At 68.7% G+C, this 19,175-nt stretch carries 15 protein-coding genes; 8 read left to right on the plus strand and 7 right to left on the minus strand.

Going from position 1 to position 19,175, the window contains the following annotated elements; all coding sequences use genetic code 11:
• The first annotated feature begins 51 nt into the window (after positions 1–51).
• Both WA675_RS23970 and WA675_RS23975 read left to right on the plus strand, forming a co-directional pair.
• Positions 52–2,388 carry a CaiB/BaiF CoA-transferase family protein gene (locus WA675_RS23970; protein WP_336087348.1) on the plus strand — a complete coding sequence of 779 codons (2,337 nt, stop codon included), beginning with the start codon at positions 52–54 and terminating at the stop codon, positions 2,386–2,388.
• Positions 2,389–2,458: 70 nt separating this feature from the next.
• The gene (locus WA675_RS23975) at positions 2,459–3,580 is read left to right on the plus strand and encodes an NAD(P)H-dependent flavin oxidoreductase (RefSeq protein WP_336087350.1); all 1,122 of its coding nucleotides are present in this window, start codon (positions 2,459–2,461) and stop codon (positions 3,578–3,580) included.
• A gap of 103 nt (positions 3,581–3,683) precedes the next feature.
• On the opposite strand, the gene WA675_RS23980 is transcribed toward WA675_RS23975, so the two are convergent.
• Together WA675_RS23980 and WA675_RS23985 are read right to left on the minus strand one after the other, a co-directional pair.
• The gene (locus tag WA675_RS23980; protein WP_336087352.1) at positions 3,684–4,811 is read right to left on the minus strand and encodes an NADH:flavin oxidoreductase; all 1,128 of its coding nucleotides are present in this window, start codon (positions 4,809–4,811) and stop codon (positions 3,684–3,686) included.
• A 174-nt stretch (positions 4,812–4,985) separates the two neighbouring features.
• Positions 4,986–6,533 (minus strand): class I adenylate-forming enzyme family protein, encoded by a 1,548-nt coding sequence (locus WA675_RS23985; RefSeq protein ID WP_336087354.1) that lies wholly within the window; start codon positions 6,531–6,533, stop codon positions 4,986–4,988.
• 222 nt (positions 6,534–6,755) lie between these two features.
• Here WA675_RS23985 and WA675_RS23990 point away from each other — a divergent pair, with 222 nt between their 5' ends.
• From WA675_RS23990 to WA675_RS24000, 3 genes are all read left to right on the plus strand, one after another.
• Entirely contained in the window at positions 6,756–7,568 is an 813-nt protein-coding gene (locus tag WA675_RS23990; protein WP_336087357.1) for an oxidoreductase, read from the plus strand.
• A 135-nt stretch (positions 7,569–7,703) separates the two neighbouring features.
• On the plus strand, positions 7,704–8,117 hold the full coding sequence (locus WA675_RS23995) for a hypothetical protein (protein ID WP_336087359.1): 414 nt from the start codon (positions 7,704–7,706) through the stop codon (positions 8,115–8,117).
• Entirely contained in the window at positions 8,114–9,250 is a 1,137-nt protein-coding gene (locus tag WA675_RS24000; RefSeq protein WP_336087361.1) for a thiolase family protein, read from the plus strand. The genes WA675_RS23995 and WA675_RS24000 overlap by 4 nt, the downstream gene beginning before the upstream one ends.
• A 14-nt stretch (positions 9,251–9,264) precedes the next feature.
• Here the strand turns inward: WA675_RS24000 and WA675_RS24005 are convergent, their stop codons facing one another.
• The 3 genes from WA675_RS24005 to WA675_RS24015 all read right to left on the minus strand — a co-directional run bounded on the left by WA675_RS24005 (position 9,265) and on the right by WA675_RS24015 (position 11,743).
• Positions 9,265–9,951 (minus strand): TetR/AcrR family transcriptional regulator, encoded by a 687-nt coding sequence (locus WA675_RS24005; protein ID WP_336087363.1) that lies wholly within the window; start codon positions 9,949–9,951, stop codon positions 9,265–9,267.
• Positions 9,952–10,032: 81 nt separating this feature from the next.
• Positions 10,033–10,950, minus strand: a complete 918-nt coding sequence (locus WA675_RS24010; protein WP_336087365.1) for an SDR family NAD(P)-dependent oxidoreductase — start codon at positions 10,948–10,950, stop codon at positions 10,033–10,035.
• Position 10,951: 1 nt separating this feature from the next.
• Positions 10,952–11,743: a crotonase/enoyl-CoA hydratase family protein gene (locus WA675_RS24015; protein ID WP_336087368.1), complete on the minus strand. Its 792-nt coding sequence runs from the start codon at positions 11,741–11,743 to the stop codon at positions 10,952–10,954.
• A gap of 144 nt (positions 11,744–11,887) precedes the next feature.
• Between WA675_RS24015 and WA675_RS24020 the strand changes: the two genes are divergently transcribed.
• Positions 11,888–12,811 (plus strand): SDR family NAD(P)-dependent oxidoreductase, encoded by a 924-nt coding sequence (locus WA675_RS24020; protein ID WP_336087370.1) that lies wholly within the window; start codon positions 11,888–11,890, stop codon positions 12,809–12,811.
• Between the two features lie 141 nt (positions 12,812–12,952).
• Positions 12,953–14,044 (plus strand): MCE family protein, encoded by a 1,092-nt coding sequence (locus tag WA675_RS24025; protein ID WP_336087372.1) that lies wholly within the window; start codon positions 12,953–12,955, stop codon positions 14,042–14,044.
• 96 nt (positions 14,045–14,140) lie between these two features.
• Here WA675_RS24025 and WA675_RS24030 read toward each other — a convergent pair whose 3' ends face one another.
• Positions 14,141–15,406: a YncE family protein gene (locus WA675_RS24030; RefSeq protein ID WP_336087374.1), complete on the minus strand. Its 1,266-nt coding sequence runs from the start codon at positions 15,404–15,406 to the stop codon at positions 14,141–14,143.
• Positions 15,407–15,458: 52 nt separating this feature from the next.
• A complete protein-coding gene (locus tag WA675_RS24035; protein WP_336087376.1) occupies positions 15,459–16,862 on the minus strand; it encodes a serine hydrolase domain-containing protein in 1,404 nt (467 codons plus the stop codon).
• Between the two features lie 275 nt (positions 16,863–17,137).
• Here WA675_RS24035 and WA675_RS24040 point away from each other — a divergent pair, with 275 nt between their 5' ends.
• Positions 17,138–19,102: a YhgE/Pip family protein gene (locus WA675_RS24040; protein WP_336087378.1), complete on the plus strand. Its 1,965-nt coding sequence runs from the start codon at positions 17,138–17,140 to the stop codon at positions 19,100–19,102.
• Positions 19,103–19,175: the final 73 nt, after the last annotated feature.

Genomic DNA, 19,175 nt, shown 5'->3' on the forward strand with positions numbered 1-19,175 from the left:
CTTCCCCTCCGGTCGATGCGTATCGTCGATACGCTCGGAACCCGAGTCAGAATGAGCACCCGGTACCTCGCCGATCTGGGCGCCGAGGTCATCCTGGTGACCCGCCACGACGACGACCCCGCCCCGCCGGACGAACCCGACTTCGCCGGTGCCATCTACGACGCGAACAAACGGAGTGTCACGCTCGACACCGCGACGGCGGCAGGCCGCGACGATCTCCTGCGGCTGCTCGCCACCGCGGATGTGTGGGTGACCGGGGAGAGCAAGGCCGCGCTCGACGCTCTCGAGCTCACCGAGATCCGGTCGCGGCTGCCCCGGCTCGTGGTGGTCTCGGTCACCGACTTCGGTCTCACCGGGCCGTATCACGCCTACCGCGGCGACGAGTGGACCCGGGCCGCCATGGCCGGGATCCTGTGCCGCTCGGGCATTGTCGGCAAACCTCCGCTCCTGCCACCCGCGCACATCCTGGACAACGCGATCGCCGCGCAGGTGTCCTGGTCGATTCTGGTCGCGCACTGGCAGCGTCTGGAAACCGGGACGGGTGACCATCTCGACATCTCGCTCCTCGACACGGCGACGCAGGTCTTCGACCCGGCCTTCGGCGCGGGGCCGACCGCCGGGTACGGACGGCCCTGGTACGAATTCCCCACGGGCAGACCGGATGCCGGCTCGTACTACCCGGTCTTCGACTGCGCGGACGGGCAGGTACGCCTGACGATCCTCTCGCCCGCGCAGTGGCAGGCGCTGTGGCGCTGGCTCGGCGAACCGGCCGCCTTCGCCGATCGCCGCTACGAGCGGACCGTCGAGCGGCAGGCCGCGCACGCCCGGCTGGCCCCGCTCATCGCGCGGCTGTTCGCCGATCGGACGGCTCTGGACCTCGCGGAGGAAGCACAACGCAGAGGAATTCCGGTCGCGCCGGTCCTCGCGCTCGGCGACGTGCCGAACGCCGAGCACTTCCGCGAACGCGATACCTACACCGAGCTCGAGGTCTCCCCCGGTCTGCGCGTTCCGGTTCCGACCGGCTATGTCGATATCGACGGTCGCCGCGCCGGAATCCGCAGTCCCGCGCCCAAGCCCGGCGAACACACCGAGGCCGTCTTCGGCACGGTCCCGCCGACAGTGCCCGCTCCGGCCGGAAGTCGCCCCCGCGCACCGCGTTCCCGGCCGCTGGCCGGGCTGCGGGTCGTCGACATGGGCATCATCATCGCCGGTGCCGAAACGGGGCGCATGTTCGCCGATTACGGCGCCGAGGTCATCAAGATCGAGAACCACAGTCATCCCGACGGCAGCCGAGCACCGTTCACCGGGGAGATCGTGCCTGCCTTCGCCTGGGGGAATCGCAACAAGCAGAGCGTCGACATCGATCTGCGCTGTGACGCCGGTTCGCGACTGTTCACCGACCTGCTGGGCACGGCCGATCTGCTGCTGAGCAATTTCAAACCGGGGACCCTGGACAAGCTCGGGTTCGGTGTGGACCAGGTCTCGCGGATCAACCCCGGCCTGGTCTCGGCACGATCGAACGCCGTCGGCGACAACGGACCGTGGAGCTCGTGGATGGGCTACGGTCCGCTGGTTCGTGCCCTGTCCGGGCTGAGTTCGCTGTGGCAGTACCCGGACACTCCGGGCGAGGCCGCCGACGGGCTCACGGTCTATCCCGATCACGTCGCGGGCCGGATCGTGGCGACGGCGGCGCTGGCCGCGCTCATCGGCAGGCGCCGGACCGGCCGCGGCGCCGACATCACCTGCGCCCAGTCCGAGATCATCCTCACCGCGCTCGCCGTCGACGTCGCCGCCGAAGGAGTACGGCCCGGATCGGTGCGTCCGCACGGCAACCGGATCGGGGCCGATGTGCCCAGCGGCGTGTATCGCTGTGCGGGACCGGACGAGTGGTGTGTGATCACCACCGGTGACGCGGCCGACTACGCCAAGCTGCGGTCGGTCGTTCCGCTCCCGGACCTTCCCGGCGCCGAGGATCGCCGGGCGAGGCGCGCCGAACTCGATGCCGTGATCAGCGCGTGGACGCGGACGCGGACCACCGACGAGGTCTTCCGGGTCCTGCGGGAAGCCGGTGTCTGTGTCGGCCCGATGCGGCGGATCTCCGATTTCGCCGACGATCCGGCCTTCCGGCAGCGCAGGCTCTTCACCGCCCTGCACCAGCCCACTGTGCGGCAGCCGATCGTCGCCGAGCGGCGGCAGTTCGGCTCCGAGTCCATCGCCGACGCCGAGGTGATCCCCGCTCCGGCACAGGGACAACACACCCGCGCCGTCTGCTCGCGCGTCCTCGGCCTCACCGACCTCGAGATCGACGAGCTGATCGAGCAGGGGGCCGTCGCCGAACCGGATCCCTGGGTCCCCATCAGAACGTTCGCCCAGTCCGATCCACCATGACCGCCTGTCTCCGGCCGAGCCGGTCCGACCCCGAACACACCACCGTTCCCACTCACGAATCGAGCACCCGGTGAGCACTCCCCTCTGCGAACAACTCGACATCCAGATCCCGCTTTTCGCCTTCACGCACTGCCGTGATGTCGTCGTGGCCGTCAGCAAGGCAGGCGGATTCGGCGTCCTCGGCGCGGCGGGCTTCACACCCGACGGGCTCGAGCAGGAGCTCGCCTGGATCGATGATCACATCGACGGCAAGCCCTACGGCGTGGACATCCTGGCGCCCGCCACCTATGAAGGGCAAGGCCAGCAGCTCTCGGACGAGGAGCTGCGCGACCGGATTCCGGTGCGGCACAGGGACTTCGTCACTCAGCTGCTCGCCGAACACGGTGTGACGAGCGCACCGGGCCGCACGCGCAGGCCCTTGGCTGCGGACGGCCTCGGTCAGCAATTCCTCGCCGTGGCACTGCGGCACCCCATCAAACTCATCGCCAACGCGCTCGGTGTGCCACCGCAATACATGATCGACGCCGCCAAGGAGACGGGGATCCCGGTCGCCGCGCTCATCGGCGCCAAGGAGCACGCTGTCAAGCAGGTCCTGGCCGGGGTGGACATCCTCGTCGCACAGGGCACGGAGGCGGGCGGGCACTGTGGTGAGGTGACCACGATGGTCCTGGTACCCGAGGTGATCGAAGCCATCGCGCCGATCCGTCCCGTCCCGGTCCTCGCCGCGGGCGGAATCGTCACCGGCAGGCAGATGGCCGCCGCCGTCGCGCTCGGCGCCCAAGGTGCGTGGACCGGATCGGTCTGGCTGACAACGGAAGAGGCCGAGACCGCGCCGTACACGGTCCAGAAGATGCTGGCCGCGACGTCACGGGACACCGTGCGATCGAAGGCGCGCACCGGCAAGTACTCCCGCCAGCTCCGCTCGGCCTGGACCGACGCCTGGGACACGCCCGCCGCACCCGACACCCTGCCCATGCCGCTGCAGGGCCTGCTGAGCGAGGCCACGCTCCGGCACGTCGACCGGCTGGCCGAGAAGGGTGACCCAGGCGCCCAGGACCTGGCCACCTATTGGGTCGGCCAGGGTGTCGGCCTCATGAACCGGGTCCGCCCCGCGGCGGACGTGGTGTACGAGATGGCGACGGATTTCGCCGACGCCGCCGAACGAATCACCGCGGCGATGCGGGATATTTGACATCGCATCGAAACCCCTTGCGGACACGACGATCGCTGCCTGACGACCGTGGCAGGCAGCGATCAACACGTCCACCGGATCGGCGGGCGTACGGAGCGGAAGCTCAGCTCAGTGTTTTCAGCGCGGCCGCGTCGTAGGGCTTCAGTTCATCGGTGCGGCCCGCGAGAACCTTCGCCGCCCATTCCGGGTCCTGAAGCAGGGCACGGCCGATGGCGACCATGTCGAACTCGTCGCGTTCCATGCGATCGAGGAGATTGTCGATGCTGCCGAGCTCGGCACCTTCGCCGGCGAACGCCCGCAGAAAGTCACCGTCCAGACCGACCGAACCGACAGTGATCGTGGGCAGGCCGGTCAGCTTCTTCGTCCAGCCCGCCAGGTTCAGGTCCGAATCGCCGAACTCCGGCAGCCAGTAGCGGCGGGTGGAGGCGTGGAAGACGTCGACACCGGCGGCGGCGAGCGGGGCCAGAATCGCCTCGAGTTCTCCCGGGGTCTCGGCCAGGCGCGCGCCGTAGTCCTGCTGCTTCCACTGCGAGTACCGGAAGATCACCGGGAACTCCGGTGACACCGCCGCGCGCACCGCCGCCACGATCTCGGCCGAGAACCGGGTCCGGGCCACGGGGTCGCCGCCGTACGCGTCGTCGCGGCGGTTGCTGCCCGCCCAGAGGAACTGGTCGAGCAGATAGCCGTGCGCGCCGTGCAATTCGACACCGTCGAAGCCGATCCGCTCCGCGTCCGCGGCCGCGCGGGCGAAGGCGGCGATCACCTCATCGAGATCGGTCCGCGACATCGCCTTGCCCACCCCCGCGGTGCCGTCCACACCGATACCGGACGGACCCATGGCCGGCGCGTCGGGAAAGGGCGGCTCACCCTGATTGCGCACCATGCCGATGTGCCACAGCTGCGGCACGATCGTGCCGCCGGCCGCGTGCACGTCCGCGGCGACCTGCGCCCAGCCCGCCAGCTGCTCCGCGCCGTGAAAGCGCGGCACCCGGTCGCTCGACCCGGCCGAATCGTGCCCGACGTAGGTCCCCTCGGTCACGATCAGACCCACCCCGGCCGCCGCGCGGCGCGCGTAGTAGGACCGCACCTTCTCCCCCGGAATGCCACCAGGCGAGAACATCCGCGTCATCGGCGCCATCACGATCCGGTTCGGCACGGTCAGTCCGTTGAGCGTGATGGGCCGGGACAAGACATCGACCGTGCGGGCGACATCGGCGGTGGTGACGGTCACTGGCTAACTCCTCGCGGCAACATGACGATTCGATCGCCACCCGGCAAGTGGCGATCCCAACCTAGACACCGGATGACTGCGATCGGGCCGAGAGAGGCGAGGCTGTCCGGAACAGCCCCATCGACGACCTCCCTCCCACCCCTGGCTCCGAAGGCACAGATCCGATCCGGTCCGTCAGACGGCGCGGTCACGTCCTTCCCAGTGTGTCCGGCGCAGTTCGTTCTTGAGTACCTTGCCGATCGGGTTACGGGGCAGTTCGTCGACGAAGACGAACTGGCGTGGGCGCTTGTATCCGGCCAGGCGGCCGTCGAGGTGGTTCAGGAGGTCGGCCTCGGTCGGCGGTTGCTCCGGTGTGCCGATGACGTACGCGAGCGGCTTCTCCCCGAAATCCGCGTCGGGAATTCCCACCACCGCCGCGTCGATGACCCCGGGGTGCTCGATGAGCGCCTTCTCTATCTCGGCGGGATAGATATTGACACCACCGGCGACGATCATGTCCTTGATGCGATCGGTGATGAACAGGAACCCGTCGTCGTCGAGGTAGCCGACGTCGCCGGTGCGGTAGAAGCCGTCCCGGATGACATCGTCGCCGAGTTCTCGCTCGCCGAGGTAGTGACGCAACACGATCGGTGTGCTGACGGCGATCTCGCCGGTCTCCCCGGCGGGCAGCGGCCGCCAGTCCTCGCCGACGATGGCGATCTCGACCCCCTCGTAGGGACATCCGCTGGTGCCCGGCTTCATCAGCTGGAATTCGGGCGCGGTGTAGCTGATCATGCCCGCTTCGCTGGCACCGTAGTGCTCCCACAGGACCTGCGGACCGAAGGTGTCCACGACCCAGGTCTTCAGTGTCTGCGGGACCGGTGCCGCGCCGACGCCGATCTGCTCGATCGAGGACAGGTCGTAGCGCGCGAGGTCCTCGGCGGGCAGATTCTGCAGGCGCAGCAGCATGGTGGGTACCGTTGCCCACGCCTGGATCCGGTACCGGTCCACCAGGCGGGCCGCCTCGGTGGCGTCGAAGGGGTCCAACGTGATCACCGTGCCGCCGTGCAGGCACGCTCTGGTCACGGCATCGGGTCCCGCGCCGTGGTGGATGGGCAGGGTCAACAGGGAGACCACCCGCTCCGGGAGCGGCGGAATGTCCCTGAGCGAGTTCACATAGCGCTGGAGCCGGTCGAGGTCGGCCACCGCGGTGAGGTCGAGCGGAGGCACCCCACGCGGACGCCCGGTCGTGCCGGAGGTGTAAAGCACCATGGACGGTCGCGCCGCGCCGAATCGTTCGGCGGCGCCGGTGGTCCGCACCAGGTCCTCGTAGCGGATGCCGGGTGCGTTCTCGTCCTGGCCCACGGTCACCACTATGCCGACGCCGGTGCGGTGCCAGTCGCGAACATCGGTGTCGTCGCAGGCCAGGCCCTTCGCGCCGCTGTCGCGCAGGATGTACACGGCTTCGTCCGGGGTCAGCCGCCAGTTCACCGCCACCTGGGTCACGCCCAGCTTTTGCAAGGCGCGCTGGATGACGAACCACTCGATGCCGAGCCGGAATCGCATGCCGATGCGGTCACCGGAGGCCAGCCCGTGCCGCGCCAACCCCTCCGCGACACGATTGGCGGCGTCGTTCCACTCGCCATAGGTCAGCGTGTTCGGACCACTGCGCACAGCGGGCCGCTGTGGATCGCGCGCCGCCCAGTACTCGGGCGATCCGTGGTCGGGTTCGGTCAGGGTCATCGTCATCCCTCTCAGCGCGCCGGGAACTCGGGCGCACGGATACACCGCGGGTGGTCAGGACTGCTGGCGATCGAGGTGAGGTTCTCGTCCCGTGTCCCGGCCATGAACCCGCGGTAGATGTTCACCGGAGGTGCGCCGGACTGTGGTCGGGCGCACACTGCGTACTGTAGGCTATTTACTTGCGAGCTAGCAAGCAACTTATTTACGTGAAGGAGCCCCCCGTTGAGCAAGGTCTGGTTCATCACCGGCACCTCCCGCGGCTTCGGCCGCCGATTCGCTGAGGCCGCGCTGTCCCGGGGCGACCGCGTCGCGGCCACCGCGCGCTCGGCCGCGGCACTCGAGCCACTCGTCACCGAGTACGGAAACGCCGTGCTGCCCTTGACACTCGACGTCACCGACCGCGCGGCCGTCCACACCGCGGTCGCGCACGCCCACGAAGCATTCGGCCGCCTCGATATCGTCGTGAACAATGCCGGATATGGACTCTTCGGCGCCGTCGAGGAACTGTCCGAGGCGCAGATCCGGGATCAATTCGAAACCAATCTCTTCGGCGCCCTGTGGGTGACCCAGGCGGTCCTGCCGATCCTGCGTACCCAGCGCGCGGGCCACATCGTCCAGATGTCGTCGGTGGCCGGGATCGTGGCCTTGCCGGGCCTCGGCGGCTACCACGCCTCGAAGTGGGCGCTCGAAGGACTGTCCGAGTCCCTCGCCAAAGAGGTCGCCCCGTTCGGGATCCACGTCACCCTGGTGGAGCCGGGCGGCTTCGCCACCGACTGGTCGGGAGACTCGGCCGTCCGGGCAGCCCCCCTGCCCGCCTACGACGAGGTCCGCGACATCGCGCACGGGCGCGCCAACGCCGCGCCGGGCGACCCGCGCTCGGCAGGCGAGGCGCTGCTCCGCATCGTCGACGCCGAGCATCCCCCACTGCGCACGTTCTTCGGAACATCCCCCGCGCACTACGTGCCCATGGTGTACGCCGAGCGGATCGACACCTGGCGCGACTGGTCCGAGGTCGCCGAACTCGCACAGGGCTGAACACCCGGCGCCCGCGTCGCGGCCCACGGAAACCGATTCGGCGGCAATGGCCTCGGCCGCCGGATCGGCCCCCTCGATACGAGGCCGTATCAGCATCAGCCTGCTGAATGCTCACCAAGCACTAGGGAGAACTTCGTGCGCGTCGCGCTGCACCCCCGTTTGTATGACCCGCTCGTACCCCATCCGATCCTGAACGGCGTGCGCTGCGACGGCTGCCACCTGGTGTACTTCCCGCCGATCGCGATCGGCTGCGAGCGCTGCGGTGCCACCCAGGATCAGCTGACACCACTCGCGCTCACCGCGGCTGGGACGGTCTTCGCCACGGCGGAGGTCGCCGTGAACCCCCAGGGAGACGCACCGTTCACTGCGGTCGAAGTGATCCTCGACGACGGCCCGTTGATCCGGGCGGTCGCCCATCCCGAGTCGCCGCCACTCGCGATCGGCGATCACGTGTGGGCGCGCTGGAGCGTCGCCCGCACGGACGAACAGGGTCGCCAGGTCGTCGAACCCGCCTTCACGAAAGCCGCTGCCGACGAGGTGCGCTCATGACCGGCGGACTGCGGACAGCCTGGGTGGTCGGCGTCGGCCTGCACCCGTACCAGAAGCCGGGCGCGACACCGTATACCGAACTGGGAGTGACCGCGATCCGGGCGGCACTCGCCGATGCCGGATTGACCTGGGACCAGGTGCAGACCGCCTACACCGGCACCGCCACCACCGCGATGGGCCTGTCCCGGTTGATGTACCGGCATCTGGGCGCGACCGGAATTCCGATGGCGCAGGTGGAGAACGCGTCGGCCTCGGGGTCCACCGCGTTCCGTCAGGCGTACCTCGATGTGGCGGCGGGCATCCACGATGTGGCGATCGCCGTCGGCGTGGACAAGCCGCTGAATCTCAGCCTGCCCGCGCGGGCCGCCGGGATCGAAGATCTGCTCGGCCGCCGCATGCTCCCGGTGACCCACTTCGCCCTGCTGGCTTCGCGCTATATGTACGAGTCCGGCGCGACACCCGAGCAGATCGCCCAGGTCGCGGTCAAGAACAGCTACCACGCGTCACTGAATCCGAACGCGCAACGACGTGAGGCCCGCACGCTGGCGCAGGTCATGACCCCGCCCCGGATCAGCGGCATCCTCACCCGATCGCAGTGCTGCCCACTCGGGGAAGGTGCCGCCGCGGCGATCATCGTGTCCGACCGCGCCATGGACGAGCTCGGCCTGTCGCGAGACCGCGCGGTCCGGATCCTGTCCTCGGCGCTGCGGTCCGAGACCGTCTACGGCACCGAGAATTTCGACTACGCGTTGACGGCCGCCACCACGACCGAGGCGCTGGGCCGGGCCGGCGTCACTCCGGAGCAGGTCGACCTGGTCGAGTTGCACGACGCGTTCACCGTCGAGGAGCTGCTGTATGTCGAGGCCATGGGCCTGTGCAAGCCGGGCCAGGCCGCCGACGCGCTCTCCGGCGGCGAATTCGGGATCGGTGGACGGGTCGCGGTGAACAGTTCCGGTGGGCTGCTGTCCATGGGTCATCCGATCGGACCGACCGGCGTGGGGCAGATCGTGGAGCTCACCACGCAACTGCGCGGCGAGGCGGGCCCACGTCAGCACCCGGATCCGCGAATCGGCCTGGCCCACATGGTCGGAATAGGCGCGGTATGCGCGGTCCACGTCCTGGCTCGGGCCTGAGGCCCGACACGAAGCTATCGACGTTCGTCCGGTGCCACGCCGCGCCGGACGAACCGCTCGCCCGCCGCGATGGCCGCGGGTAGGTCGAAATCCTCCGGCCCGATGAGGTATTGCGCGCCCATCCCGCGCAGCATGCCGACGATCACCAGCGCGGCCGCGGCGGGGTCGAGGTCGGCGTCGACGGTGTGGGACTGCTGCCCGTCGCGGAGGATGACCTCGACGCCCTGCCGGAACAGTTCGTCGTTGGCGGCGAAGCTCGAACGCAGCGCCGACTCGCCGGGGATCGCCCCGGACCACATGACGAAGAAGGCCCGCGCGGCCGCCTGGTAGTCCACCAGGGCGGTGAGATAGTCGTGCACCATGCGGGTCAGGGTGTCCACCGCGTCCTCGTGCGATTCGGTGATCCGCGCGGTGACGGTCGCGGCGAACCGCTCCTGGGTGTCTCGTGCCAACCGCTCGAGCAGGGCGGCTTTGCTGCCGAAATGGTGATTGACCAGACCGCGGCTGTAGCCTGCCCGCACTCCCACCTCCGCCAGCGAGGTACGGTCGACGCCTCGCTGGGCGATCAGCTCGGCGGCCGCGTCGAGCAGTGCCCGTTCGGCCTGCGCGGTCCGTTCCTGCTGTGTGCGGCGCGGTGCGGTGCGGCCGGACCCGGCCACCGGCGACGACGTCGTGCTGGATTCTCCTCGGCTGCCGGGCATGCGGAAACTCTATCACTTACTTGCTGAGCACTCGACAAGGCGCCGGGCGGGTCACTGCCCGCCCGGCGCAGTGTACGCGACTCAGCCGACCCGTGATCCGCCGTTGACCGGAATGACCTGTCCGGTCACATAATTCGACAGCGGCGAGCACAGCCAGAAGATGGCGTCCGCCGCCTCGCCGATCGTGCCGGTGCGCCCGAGGGAGACGAACGGCATCGGCTTGGCCGCGTAGATCTCGGCATCGGTCGGCGCGACGTCGGGGTCCACCTCGATCCCGAGGCGCTGGGCTTGTTTCTCCGACATGCCGACCTGGATGGCCCGTCCCCCGGTATGGATCACCTCACGCTCGGACCGCGGCAGACCGAACCGGGTCTGGACGATGCCGAAGGTGACCGCGTTGACATTGACATGCATGCCACCCCACTCCTGGGCCAGGGTTCGCACCAGGCCGAGCACACCCGCTTTCGCCGCGGCGTAGTTGGCCGCACCGGCGAGCCCCAGGGTCGCGGCCATCGACGAGACCATGACCGTCTTGCGGTGGCGGACCACCCCGGCGGCGGCATCGGACTTCGCCGCGGCCCGGAACACCGGCGCGCACGCGCGAGCCAGCCGGAAGGGCACCACCAGATGGATGTCGAGCATGGCCTGGAACTGCTCGTCCGTCATCGCGTGCACCCCGCCGTCCCACGCGTATCCCGCGTTGTTGACGACGATATCGACGGAGCCGTAGCGCTCGCGGGCAAAGGCGACGAGCTCATCGCAGGCGTCCGGGGCGACGAGATCGGCGACGAACGCCGAGGCCGTGCCCGCACCGCAGGCGGCGTCGATGTCGGCCACCGCCTCGTCCGCCTTGGCCTTGTCGACCTCGGCGATCACCACCTGGGCACCATTGGCCGCCAGCATCGCCGCGGTCGCCCCGCCGATGCCGCGCGATCCGCCGGTCACGATCGCGACCTGCCCGGCGAGCAGGCTACTGCGCAAAGTGGGTTCGATCAGCATCTCAACGTCCCTTCCATACCGGCGGCCGCTTCTCGGCGAAGGCACGCAGGCCCTCCCGCAGATCCTCCGACGCACGCACCGGGCCCATGAATTCCTGCTGCTCGCGCCACGCCTGGTCCTCGGTCCAGTCCCGCGAGCCGGTGACGATCTGCTTGCTCGCCCGCACCGCGAGTGGCGCGGCGGCCACGACCTCCCGGGCGAGCTCGAGCGCGCCCGCTACCGCGCCGCCCGGCTCGGTGAGCCGGTTGACCAGGCCGAGCTCGGCGAAACGCGAAGCGGGCCAAGCCTTTCCGGTGAGAATGAGTTCCATCGCGAGGTGGTACGGGATACGCCGGGGCAGCCGGAAACACCCGCCACCGACGGCCACCAGCGCCCGCGCGACCTCGGGCAGTCCCATCGTCGCCGTGCGCGAGGACACGATCAGATCGCAGGCCAGGCACAGCTCGAGCCCACCGGCGAGCGCGTGCCCCTCGACGGCGGCGATGATCGGCTTGAGCGGCGGGCGGCCCATCATCCCGAACGCGCCGCGCCCCGGCGAGACGCCGAAATCGCCCTCGGCCGCCGCGATGAGGTCCTGACCGGCCGAGAAGACGATGTCGGAGCCGGTGAGGACGGCGCACCTCAGCGCGTCGTCGGCTTCGTAGGCATCGATCACGGCTTCGAGTGCCGCCGCGGTGGCACCGTCGAAGGCGTTGCGCCGGTGCGGCCGGTTGATCCGGATGAGCAGCACCCGATCGTCGACGACTTCGGTCAGGACCGGACCCGCCCCGCTCCCGCTTCCCGATTCTGACACAGGTTCTCTCCAATCACCGATGACGGTTCGCGCAGCGCTCGGCCGCGGGACAGGGCCCGCGTCGTGCCTCTCCCGCACTGTATGTTACTTGCTAAATAACAAGCAAGCCCCTGCCGCCGAGCGCGGCCACAGAGAGGTGCCGCCATGTCACGTCGCCGACAGCACTCCGTCGCCCGCCTGCTCGACGCCCTCGCGGATCAGGCGGTCAACCCACCACGAAGCCGCGACCTCCGGCTGCTGCACCGGGCCGTCTCGGGAAAGAAGGTGCTGATCACCGGTGCGTCCTACGGCCTCGGCGAAGCGACCGCGCGCCTTTTCGCGCGTCACGGAGCGACCGTCGTCCTGGTTGCCCGCTCCGAGGACCGGCTCCACGAGGTGGCCGAGGCGATCAGGGGCGACGGCGGTTCGGCGCTCGTCTACCGATGCGACCTGACCGATCCGGTCCAGGCGGGCGCGCTGGGGCGGCGCATCACCGAGGAACACGGCGCGCTCGACATCATCGTCAGCAACGCGGGTAAGTCGATCCGCCGATCACTGCACCTGCAGTACGAGCGGCCACAGGACTTCACCCGCACGATCGGCGTCAACTATCTCGGCCCGGTCTGCCTGCTGCTGGAACTGCTGCCCGCGATGCGCGCGGCCGGGCGCGGACACCTCGTCAATATCTCGACGGTGGGTGTCCGCATGGCACCCGCTCCCCGGTGGGGTGCCTACCAAGCCTCCAAGGGCGCCTTCGACACCTGGTTCCGCAGTGTCGCACCCGAATTGAGTACCGACGGCGTCACCACGAGCTCGCTGTACATGGCGTTGCTGCACACCCGGATGAGCGCGCCGACTCCGGGAATGCGGGACCGGCGCGGACTCACCGCCGAGCAGGGGGCGCAGATCGTGGCCAAAGCCGTGATCGAACGCTCCCGGGTGCTCGCGCCACCGTGGCTGCTGCCCGTCGAACTCGTCTCCACCGCGCTCGCCGGGGCCACGCAGCGACGGCACCGCCGCGCCTACGAGTCGTCGGCCGACTCCCCCAGCGCCCGTGGTGAGACCGGCGGACACCGAGCCGTCGAGTAGCCGGTCGGGGGGCACGTGTCCGGTTCGGACACCCGTAGATGTGCCGATCGGTCGTTTACCGCCAGGGCGGGCCGATGCCAGCGTGTCAGTCGGCAAACCATGACCCCGCCACGGCAGCAACGTCGCTCCAGAGAGGCGCCGATGACGATCAGATCGATAAAGGCCCGTCCCACACTGCTATTCGGGGCCGCGGTCATCGCGTGGTCCGGTGTCGGGTGCGGTGTCACCGTCGAAGACCTTCCACTCCCCGATCCCGCGCCCGGCGGCCCGACGTACACCGTGCACGCGACCTTCGACAATGCCCTCAATCTGCCCGACGGGGCCAAGGTGAAGATCGGCGGCACCGACGTCGGTGTCGTCACCGGTATCCGGGTGCGGAACTACGAGGCGATCGTGGACCTGGAGATCAGCCAGGACATCTCGCTCCCCCACGGTTCCTCGGCGGAGCTGCGACAGGCGACGCCGCTGGGTGACGTCTTCGTCGCGCTGGCCGCACCGCAGCGGCCGGTCGGCGCCGGTGTGCTCGGCGACGGCGATGTCATCACCCGCGCCGATACATCGGCGGGCGCCACCGTCGAGGAACTGCTGATCACGGTGTCACTGTTGACGAACAACGGACTCGCCGATCTGAGCAAGATCGGCACACAGCTCAGCAGTATCGTCAACGGCCACGGCGGCGAGCTCGCGCACACGCTCACGCTGCTGACCGGCATCGTGTCCGAGCTCAATGCGAACAGCTCCAAGATCGACGCGACCCTGACCGAATTCAACAGCGTGACAGCGACTCTGGAAACGCGACGGAACGAATTGGGGCAGGTCGCCGATTCGCTGCCCAGCGCGATGGGCGCGCTCGCCGAGAACAACGCGGCCATCGGTGATCTGCTCGCCCGGACCGCGACCGCGACCGCCGCCATCGGTGATTTCGCCGCGACCACCGGTCCCGAGCTGGCCGATCTGCTCGACACCGTCGATCTGCTCAGCAACGCGCTGGCGACCAGCGGCGATCAGATGGCCTTCACGCTCGACCAGCTACAGCAGCTGGTGGGACCCATCCACGCGAGCACGGAGGGCAAGAGCCTCGCGACCTATATGACCATCACCTCGCTCGAGCTCGGCAGCTTGACCGATCACACGAACAGCCGGGTACCGAACTCCGCCGACGTCAAGGACTTCGTCGGCTCCTTCCTGCAGGTACTCCAGATCGTCAAGGGCCGGGTCGAGGGGCACCGCTGACGAAGAAGGCCGCTTTCTCTCGTGCCGCCGTTGCCACGAGAGAAAGCGGCCTTCACTACCCGATCGGTGGGGCCCCGAACCCACCGCGCGGGAGATCTACCGCGCCGACGGCGACTGCCAGTGCGCGGGCAGCACACCGATCCGCACACGCTGGGGATGGTCGCCCACCGGGATGGACGTGATCTTGTTCCCGGTGGCGAAGTCGATCGCTGTCACCACGTCGGCGTTGCTCTCGGAGATGACGCACGCCTTGCCGTCACCGCTGACCGTGGCCCAGTATGGTTTGGCCGCGGGCACCAGCGGCCCTTCCCGCAAGGTGGCGATGTCGACGATCGTCGCGTACTCGTCCATCGTGCCCGCGATACACAGTTTGCCGCCGGAGGGCTGCATCGACATCCCGTGGTGGCGGGAGTCGTTGACGTAGGTCGTGCGGTCCTCGCTGGTCTCGGGGTTCTTCGGCAGCTCCTTCACCCGCAGGATCCGGTCGCTGGCGACGTCGTATTCGAGGAAACCGTTGAAGAAGGAGACCTGGAAGTACAGCTTCGACTCGTCGGGGCTGAAGGCGACCGGACGCACCGAATCCGACAGGTCCGCGCGGCCGAACGCGTCCAGGCGCTCGCGCATATCGATGACCTTGATCAGTTCGTAGGTCTCGGCGTCGACGACGGTGATCTTGCGGTCACCCTTGGTGGCGTCCAGTGCCGGGCTGTCCAGCGGCGTGTTCACATCGCCGATGGCCATGTTCCAGATCTGGCCGTTCGCCGTGAAGACGTTCTCGTGCGGCTTGGCCCCGGTGGCGAAACTGCCCAGCTCCGCTCCGGTTTCGATATCGAGTACATGCACGGTGTCGCTGATGGACGCCGAGACCGCGACGCGTCGGCCATCCGGTGACACGGCCATGTGATCCGACCGGTAGCCCGAGACCGGGAACCGCCAGTTGACCGCGCCGGTGGCGGTGTCGATCGAGACGACATCGGCGAAGCTCGGCCGCGAGACCACGATCGCCGTGCCGTCGGGCGTGGTGTACATGTCGTCGACGTACTGGTCGTGGCCTTCCCCGACCATCGCGCGAATGCCATAGAAGAAAGCCAGCCGCAGCGGGTCCCGCTGGATTTCGCGCAGGCGCTCGTCCTTGTCCGGGATGAGATCGATCCGGCCGACCTTGCCGAAGTCACCGGTCGACCGGATGACGTCGGCGGTGCCTTCCCAGTTGTTGCCGACCAGCATGATCTCTTGCAGGCCAGGGGAGGCCGACGCCTCGTTCATCTCCACGGCGAACACCGCGCACAACGCGGTCGCCATGACGGTGGTGGTCGCCGCACGCCATACGCGGCGGCGCGGAGCCTTCTTGGTGACGTACATCTGAGGTCTTCCTTCGAGAGAGAGCGGCATTCGAGGTGCGGAGGTCATCGGATCAGCGACAGCCACCCAGCCGATCGAGGACCGCCCGGTACAGCGCATGCCACTCCTGCTTGCCCTGACCCCCGAACTCCAGCTCGGTACTGACCTGGAGGGTGTGCGCCAACCGCAGCCCGGTCAGACACGACGAGGGGCTGACGGTGATGTACTGCCCCTGAAAACCGTTGGCCTGGAACCCTTCCGGAGTCACACCGTTCCACCACTGGTAGCCGTAGCCACCCGGCTCGGTGTCACCGGCGTCTTCGGCCGGGTGCATCCCGGTCGTCGCGGCCGCCACCCACTCCGCGGACACGACCTGCTTACCCGCAGGCGTGCGGCCGTGGTTGCGCATGAGCTCACCCAGCCGGGCGAAGTCCCGGGGGCGCGCGAAGAGCGCCTGCGAGGCGACGGCCGCGCCGGTCCGGTCGGTCATGATGTCGGCGTCGGCTTCCATACCGGCCGGCTGCCACAGCTGCTCGGAGAGAACCGTGTTGAACGGCCGCTGGTACACGGTCTCGAGCAGCCACGCGAGCACCTGAGTGTTGGCGCTGTTGTAGTTGAAGTGCACACCCTGCGGTTCGGCTCGCGGCAGGGACCGCAGGAACTCGTTGCGTGTCTGCCCGGATCGTCCGTCGGTGTAGTAGTCCAGCGCGAGGTCGATCCACTCCAGGACCTGGGTGTTCTCGCCGAGGTCCTCGGTGTGCTCGTCCCAGTGCACGCCCGAGCGCATCGTGAGCAGATTCTCGATGGTGACACCCTGCCAGGCGCTACCAGCGAGCTCCGGGATGTACTTGTCGACCGGGTCGGCGACCGAGGCGAGCAGATGCTGATCGACGGCGATGCCGACGAGGGTCGAGACGAAGGACTTCGTCATCGACCAGCCGTTGTGCGCGGTCTCGCCGGACCAGCCGTTGGCGAAGTACTCGCCCACCACGGCGCCGTTGTGGACGAACGCGACCGCGTCGGTTCCGGTGCCGTGCAGGTACTGCTCCACCGTCTTGGTCGTCCCCGCCCACGGGTAGGTCACCGAGCGCAGGTCGACCGGCGCGGCGGGCAGGGGCGAGGTGTCCGGGCCCGCGGCGACCGGGGCGTGCGGCAGGACGACGTCGGGCTTGATCACGTCGACCGGCAACGGTACGAGAATGCTGTTGTTGGACAGCACTTCCCGCACATAGTTGGACCAGTACTCCGGCGAGGTGTAGTCGGCCGCCGCGCCCGCGGCCAGGGCGGGCAGCGGCGGCACGCCGAGCAGCTTCCCGCCCTGCACCGCCGCGAGGAACTCGGTCGCGCCCACGACCGCGTCGATCTGCCCGGGTCCGGAGTCGTCTGCCCGGGCGGGGCCGGCCCCGCCGACTACCAGGAAAGAAATTGCCGACAGTGCCATGATGGAATGGCTGAAACGGCCGGGGAATCTGAACATGCGGGGAAGAATAGCGCCTTCCCGATCGAGTTGTGTAACGCACTGGTCAAATGCGTATTTTTTCCGTTCACCCGGTAGCCGACGGCGGGACACACCGAAAAACGGACACGGGGGCAGTTCCGGACAATGAAGGGGGCTAATGCGGTCACTCTGACCGATCCCGTCGCATAGCCCGTCACCTGGCCTTATCTTCTTGCGGAACGGCTGAATGCCCCGTCTGTGCCGATAACCGGATACGCGGGCTACAGATCTCGCCCTGCTCCCGGAGGAACTCCATGTCTAATACTGCGCGATCAATTCCGAGAACGATCGGGCCGACGCGCAGACGGCTCGGCGAATATCGCTTCGGCCGGGTCGCACTGGTCCTTCTTCTGGTCGTGCCCACTTTGCTGTCCGCGGTATATATGTGGATTCTCTGGGACCCGTCCACCTATCTCGATCGGATTCCGGTGGCGGTGGCGAGCGACGATCAGGGGATCACCACCGGTGACGGCGCGGAGAACCTGGGCACGGCGATCCTCGACGATCTGACCTCCGATGGCCAGCTGCAGTTCCATCGGGTCTCCAGCACCGAGGCCGTCGAAGGGCTCCGGCAGAGCCGCTACACCTTCTCCGTCGTCATTCCGGCCGGTTTCACCGCGGCCATCCAGAGCGTCACCGATCCGGAACCGTCACCGGGACGGATCATGGTCTACCACAACGACTTCAACGGCGTTCTCGGCAGCACCATCGCCGATATGGTCCTGCTCCGCGCCCAGCAGCAGATCAGCGCCTCGATCGGCAAGGAGTACGCCCAGCAGGTCCTCGTCGGCCTGAACAGTCTCGGCACCGGCCTCGGCGAGGCGAGTACCGGAGCGAGCCAGCTCACCGCGGGCACCGCCGAACTGGCCGCCGGGGCGGGCGAGCTGGCCACCGGCCTCGGCTCGGCCGTGGCCGGGGCCGCCGAACTGACCGCGGGTACCGGACAGCTCCGCACCGGCGCGCACCAGCTCGCCACCGGAACGACCGAGCTCCTCGCCGGCACCGATGAGCTCGGCGCCGGTGCGGTGCAACTGCGCGACGGCGTCGGCCAGATCACGACGCCGATCCTCGACGCCCTCGGCACCGCCGACCGCTTCGCCACCGAGCTGACTCCCCTGCTCGACAGCCTCGCCAACCCCGACGGGACCCTCACCGGTCCGGCCGCCCGGGTGAAGGAACTGCTCGACCAGTTCCGCGGCACCAACCCGGCCGGGCTCACCGCCCAGCTCACCGAACTCCACCAGGGAACCCAGGAAATCGCCCGCCAGCTCACCGAGCCCGACGCCGACTACCGGGCCGGTGTGCTCGCCCTGGCCGACGGCAGCGCCCAGCTCAGCGCGGGCACCATCGAGCTCGACAACGGCATGTCGGAACTGGCCACCGGACTCGGCCAGCTGGCCACCGGCTCCGACCAGATCCGTGACGGCACACGCCAACTCGACGACGGTGCCCGCCAGCTCGACACCGGACTGCGGACCGGTTCGGCCGAAGCCCCCCACATCCAGAACGTCGACGCTTCCGCCGACATGTTCAGCCAACCGGTCCTGCTCGACGTCCACAATCAGGAACCCGCGCAGCTCGTGGTCGACGGCGACCGCACGAACAAGAAGCTCGCGGCGGGCAGTGGTCCGCTGCTGGTGCTCCTGACGGCCTTCCTGGCCGCGGTGGTCGTGTGGATGCTGGTCAGCCCGGCGGCCCCGACCCGGCGCGACGCGGAATGGCGGGAGTCCGCCGTGGCGCTGCTGCGCCGGACCTGGATCGGCATCAGCTGCGGTGTCGTCGCCGCGGTCCTGGCCGGTGTCTTCGGCGCGACCGTCGGCTGGTCGCCGCAGAGCTGGCCCGCCATGCTCGTGCTGATCGGCGTCGTCGGCGCCGCCGCCGCGATCATCTCCCAGCTGTTCGTCACCGCCTTCGGCACCGTGGCGGGAAGCATCACCGCGTTCAGCTGCTTCATGTTCCAGATCTTCGTCTTCGGCGGCGTCTATCCGGCGGGCACCATCCCCGTGTTGTTCCGGCCGTTCGAACCGATCGCCCCGATGACCTATGCCCGCCGAATGATCCTCCGCGGTGACATCGGGCTCTACGATCACATGTTCTGGACCTCCACCGCGGTCCTCACCGCCATGGCCGCCCTCGCCTTCGCCGCCGCTGTCTACCTCCATCGTCGGCGGACCGCTGCCGTCGCCGACGATTCCGCATTGGTGCCGTCGGCCGGCTGAATTCATAAATGTCCGGTTCTACCCCCATGCATTCCGATTGCCCCCTCACCGATCAGGGTGACAACCGGTTGAA

Source organism: Nocardia sp. SSK8 (assembly GCF_037034205.1).
Classification (GTDB): Bacteria; Actinomycetota; Actinomycetes; order Mycobacteriales; family Mycobacteriaceae; genus Nocardia.

Coding starts and splice junctions, on each gene's coding strand:
- WA675_RS23970 (WP_336087348.1), top strand. CDS start 52: ATGAGCACCCGGTACCTCGCCGATCTGGGCGCCGAGGTCATCCTGGTG.
- WA675_RS24000 (WP_336087361.1), top strand. CDS start 8,114: ATGACCGGCGGACTGCGGACAGCCTGGGTGGTCGGCGTCGGCCTGCAC.
- WA675_RS24025 (WP_336087372.1), top strand. CDS start 12,953: ATGACGATCAGATCGATAAAGGCCCGTCCCACACTGCTATTCGGGGCC.
- WA675_RS24035 (WP_336087376.1), bottom strand. CDS start 16,862: ATGTTCAGATTCCCCGGCCGTTTCAGCCATTCCATCATGGCACTGTCG.
- WA675_RS24010 (WP_336087365.1), bottom strand. CDS start 10,950: ATGCTGATCGAACCCACTTTGCGCAGTAGCCTGCTCGCCGGGCAGGTC.
- WA675_RS24040 (WP_336087378.1), top strand. CDS start 17,138: ATGTCTAATACTGCGCGATCAATTCCGAGAACGATCGGGCCGACGCGC.
- WA675_RS24030 (WP_336087374.1), bottom strand. CDS start 15,406: ATGTACGTCACCAAGAAGGCTCCGCGCCGCCGCGTATGGCGTGCGGCG.
- WA675_RS24020 (WP_336087370.1), top strand. CDS start 11,888: ATGTCACGTCGCCGACAGCACTCCGTCGCCCGCCTGCTCGACGCCCTC.
- WA675_RS23985 (WP_336087354.1), bottom strand. CDS start 6,533: ATGACCCTGACCGAACCCGACCACGGATCGCCCGAGTACTGGGCGGCG.
- WA675_RS24005 (WP_336087363.1), bottom strand. CDS start 9,951: ATGCCCGGCAGCCGAGGAGAATCCAGCACGACGTCGTCGCCGGTGGCC.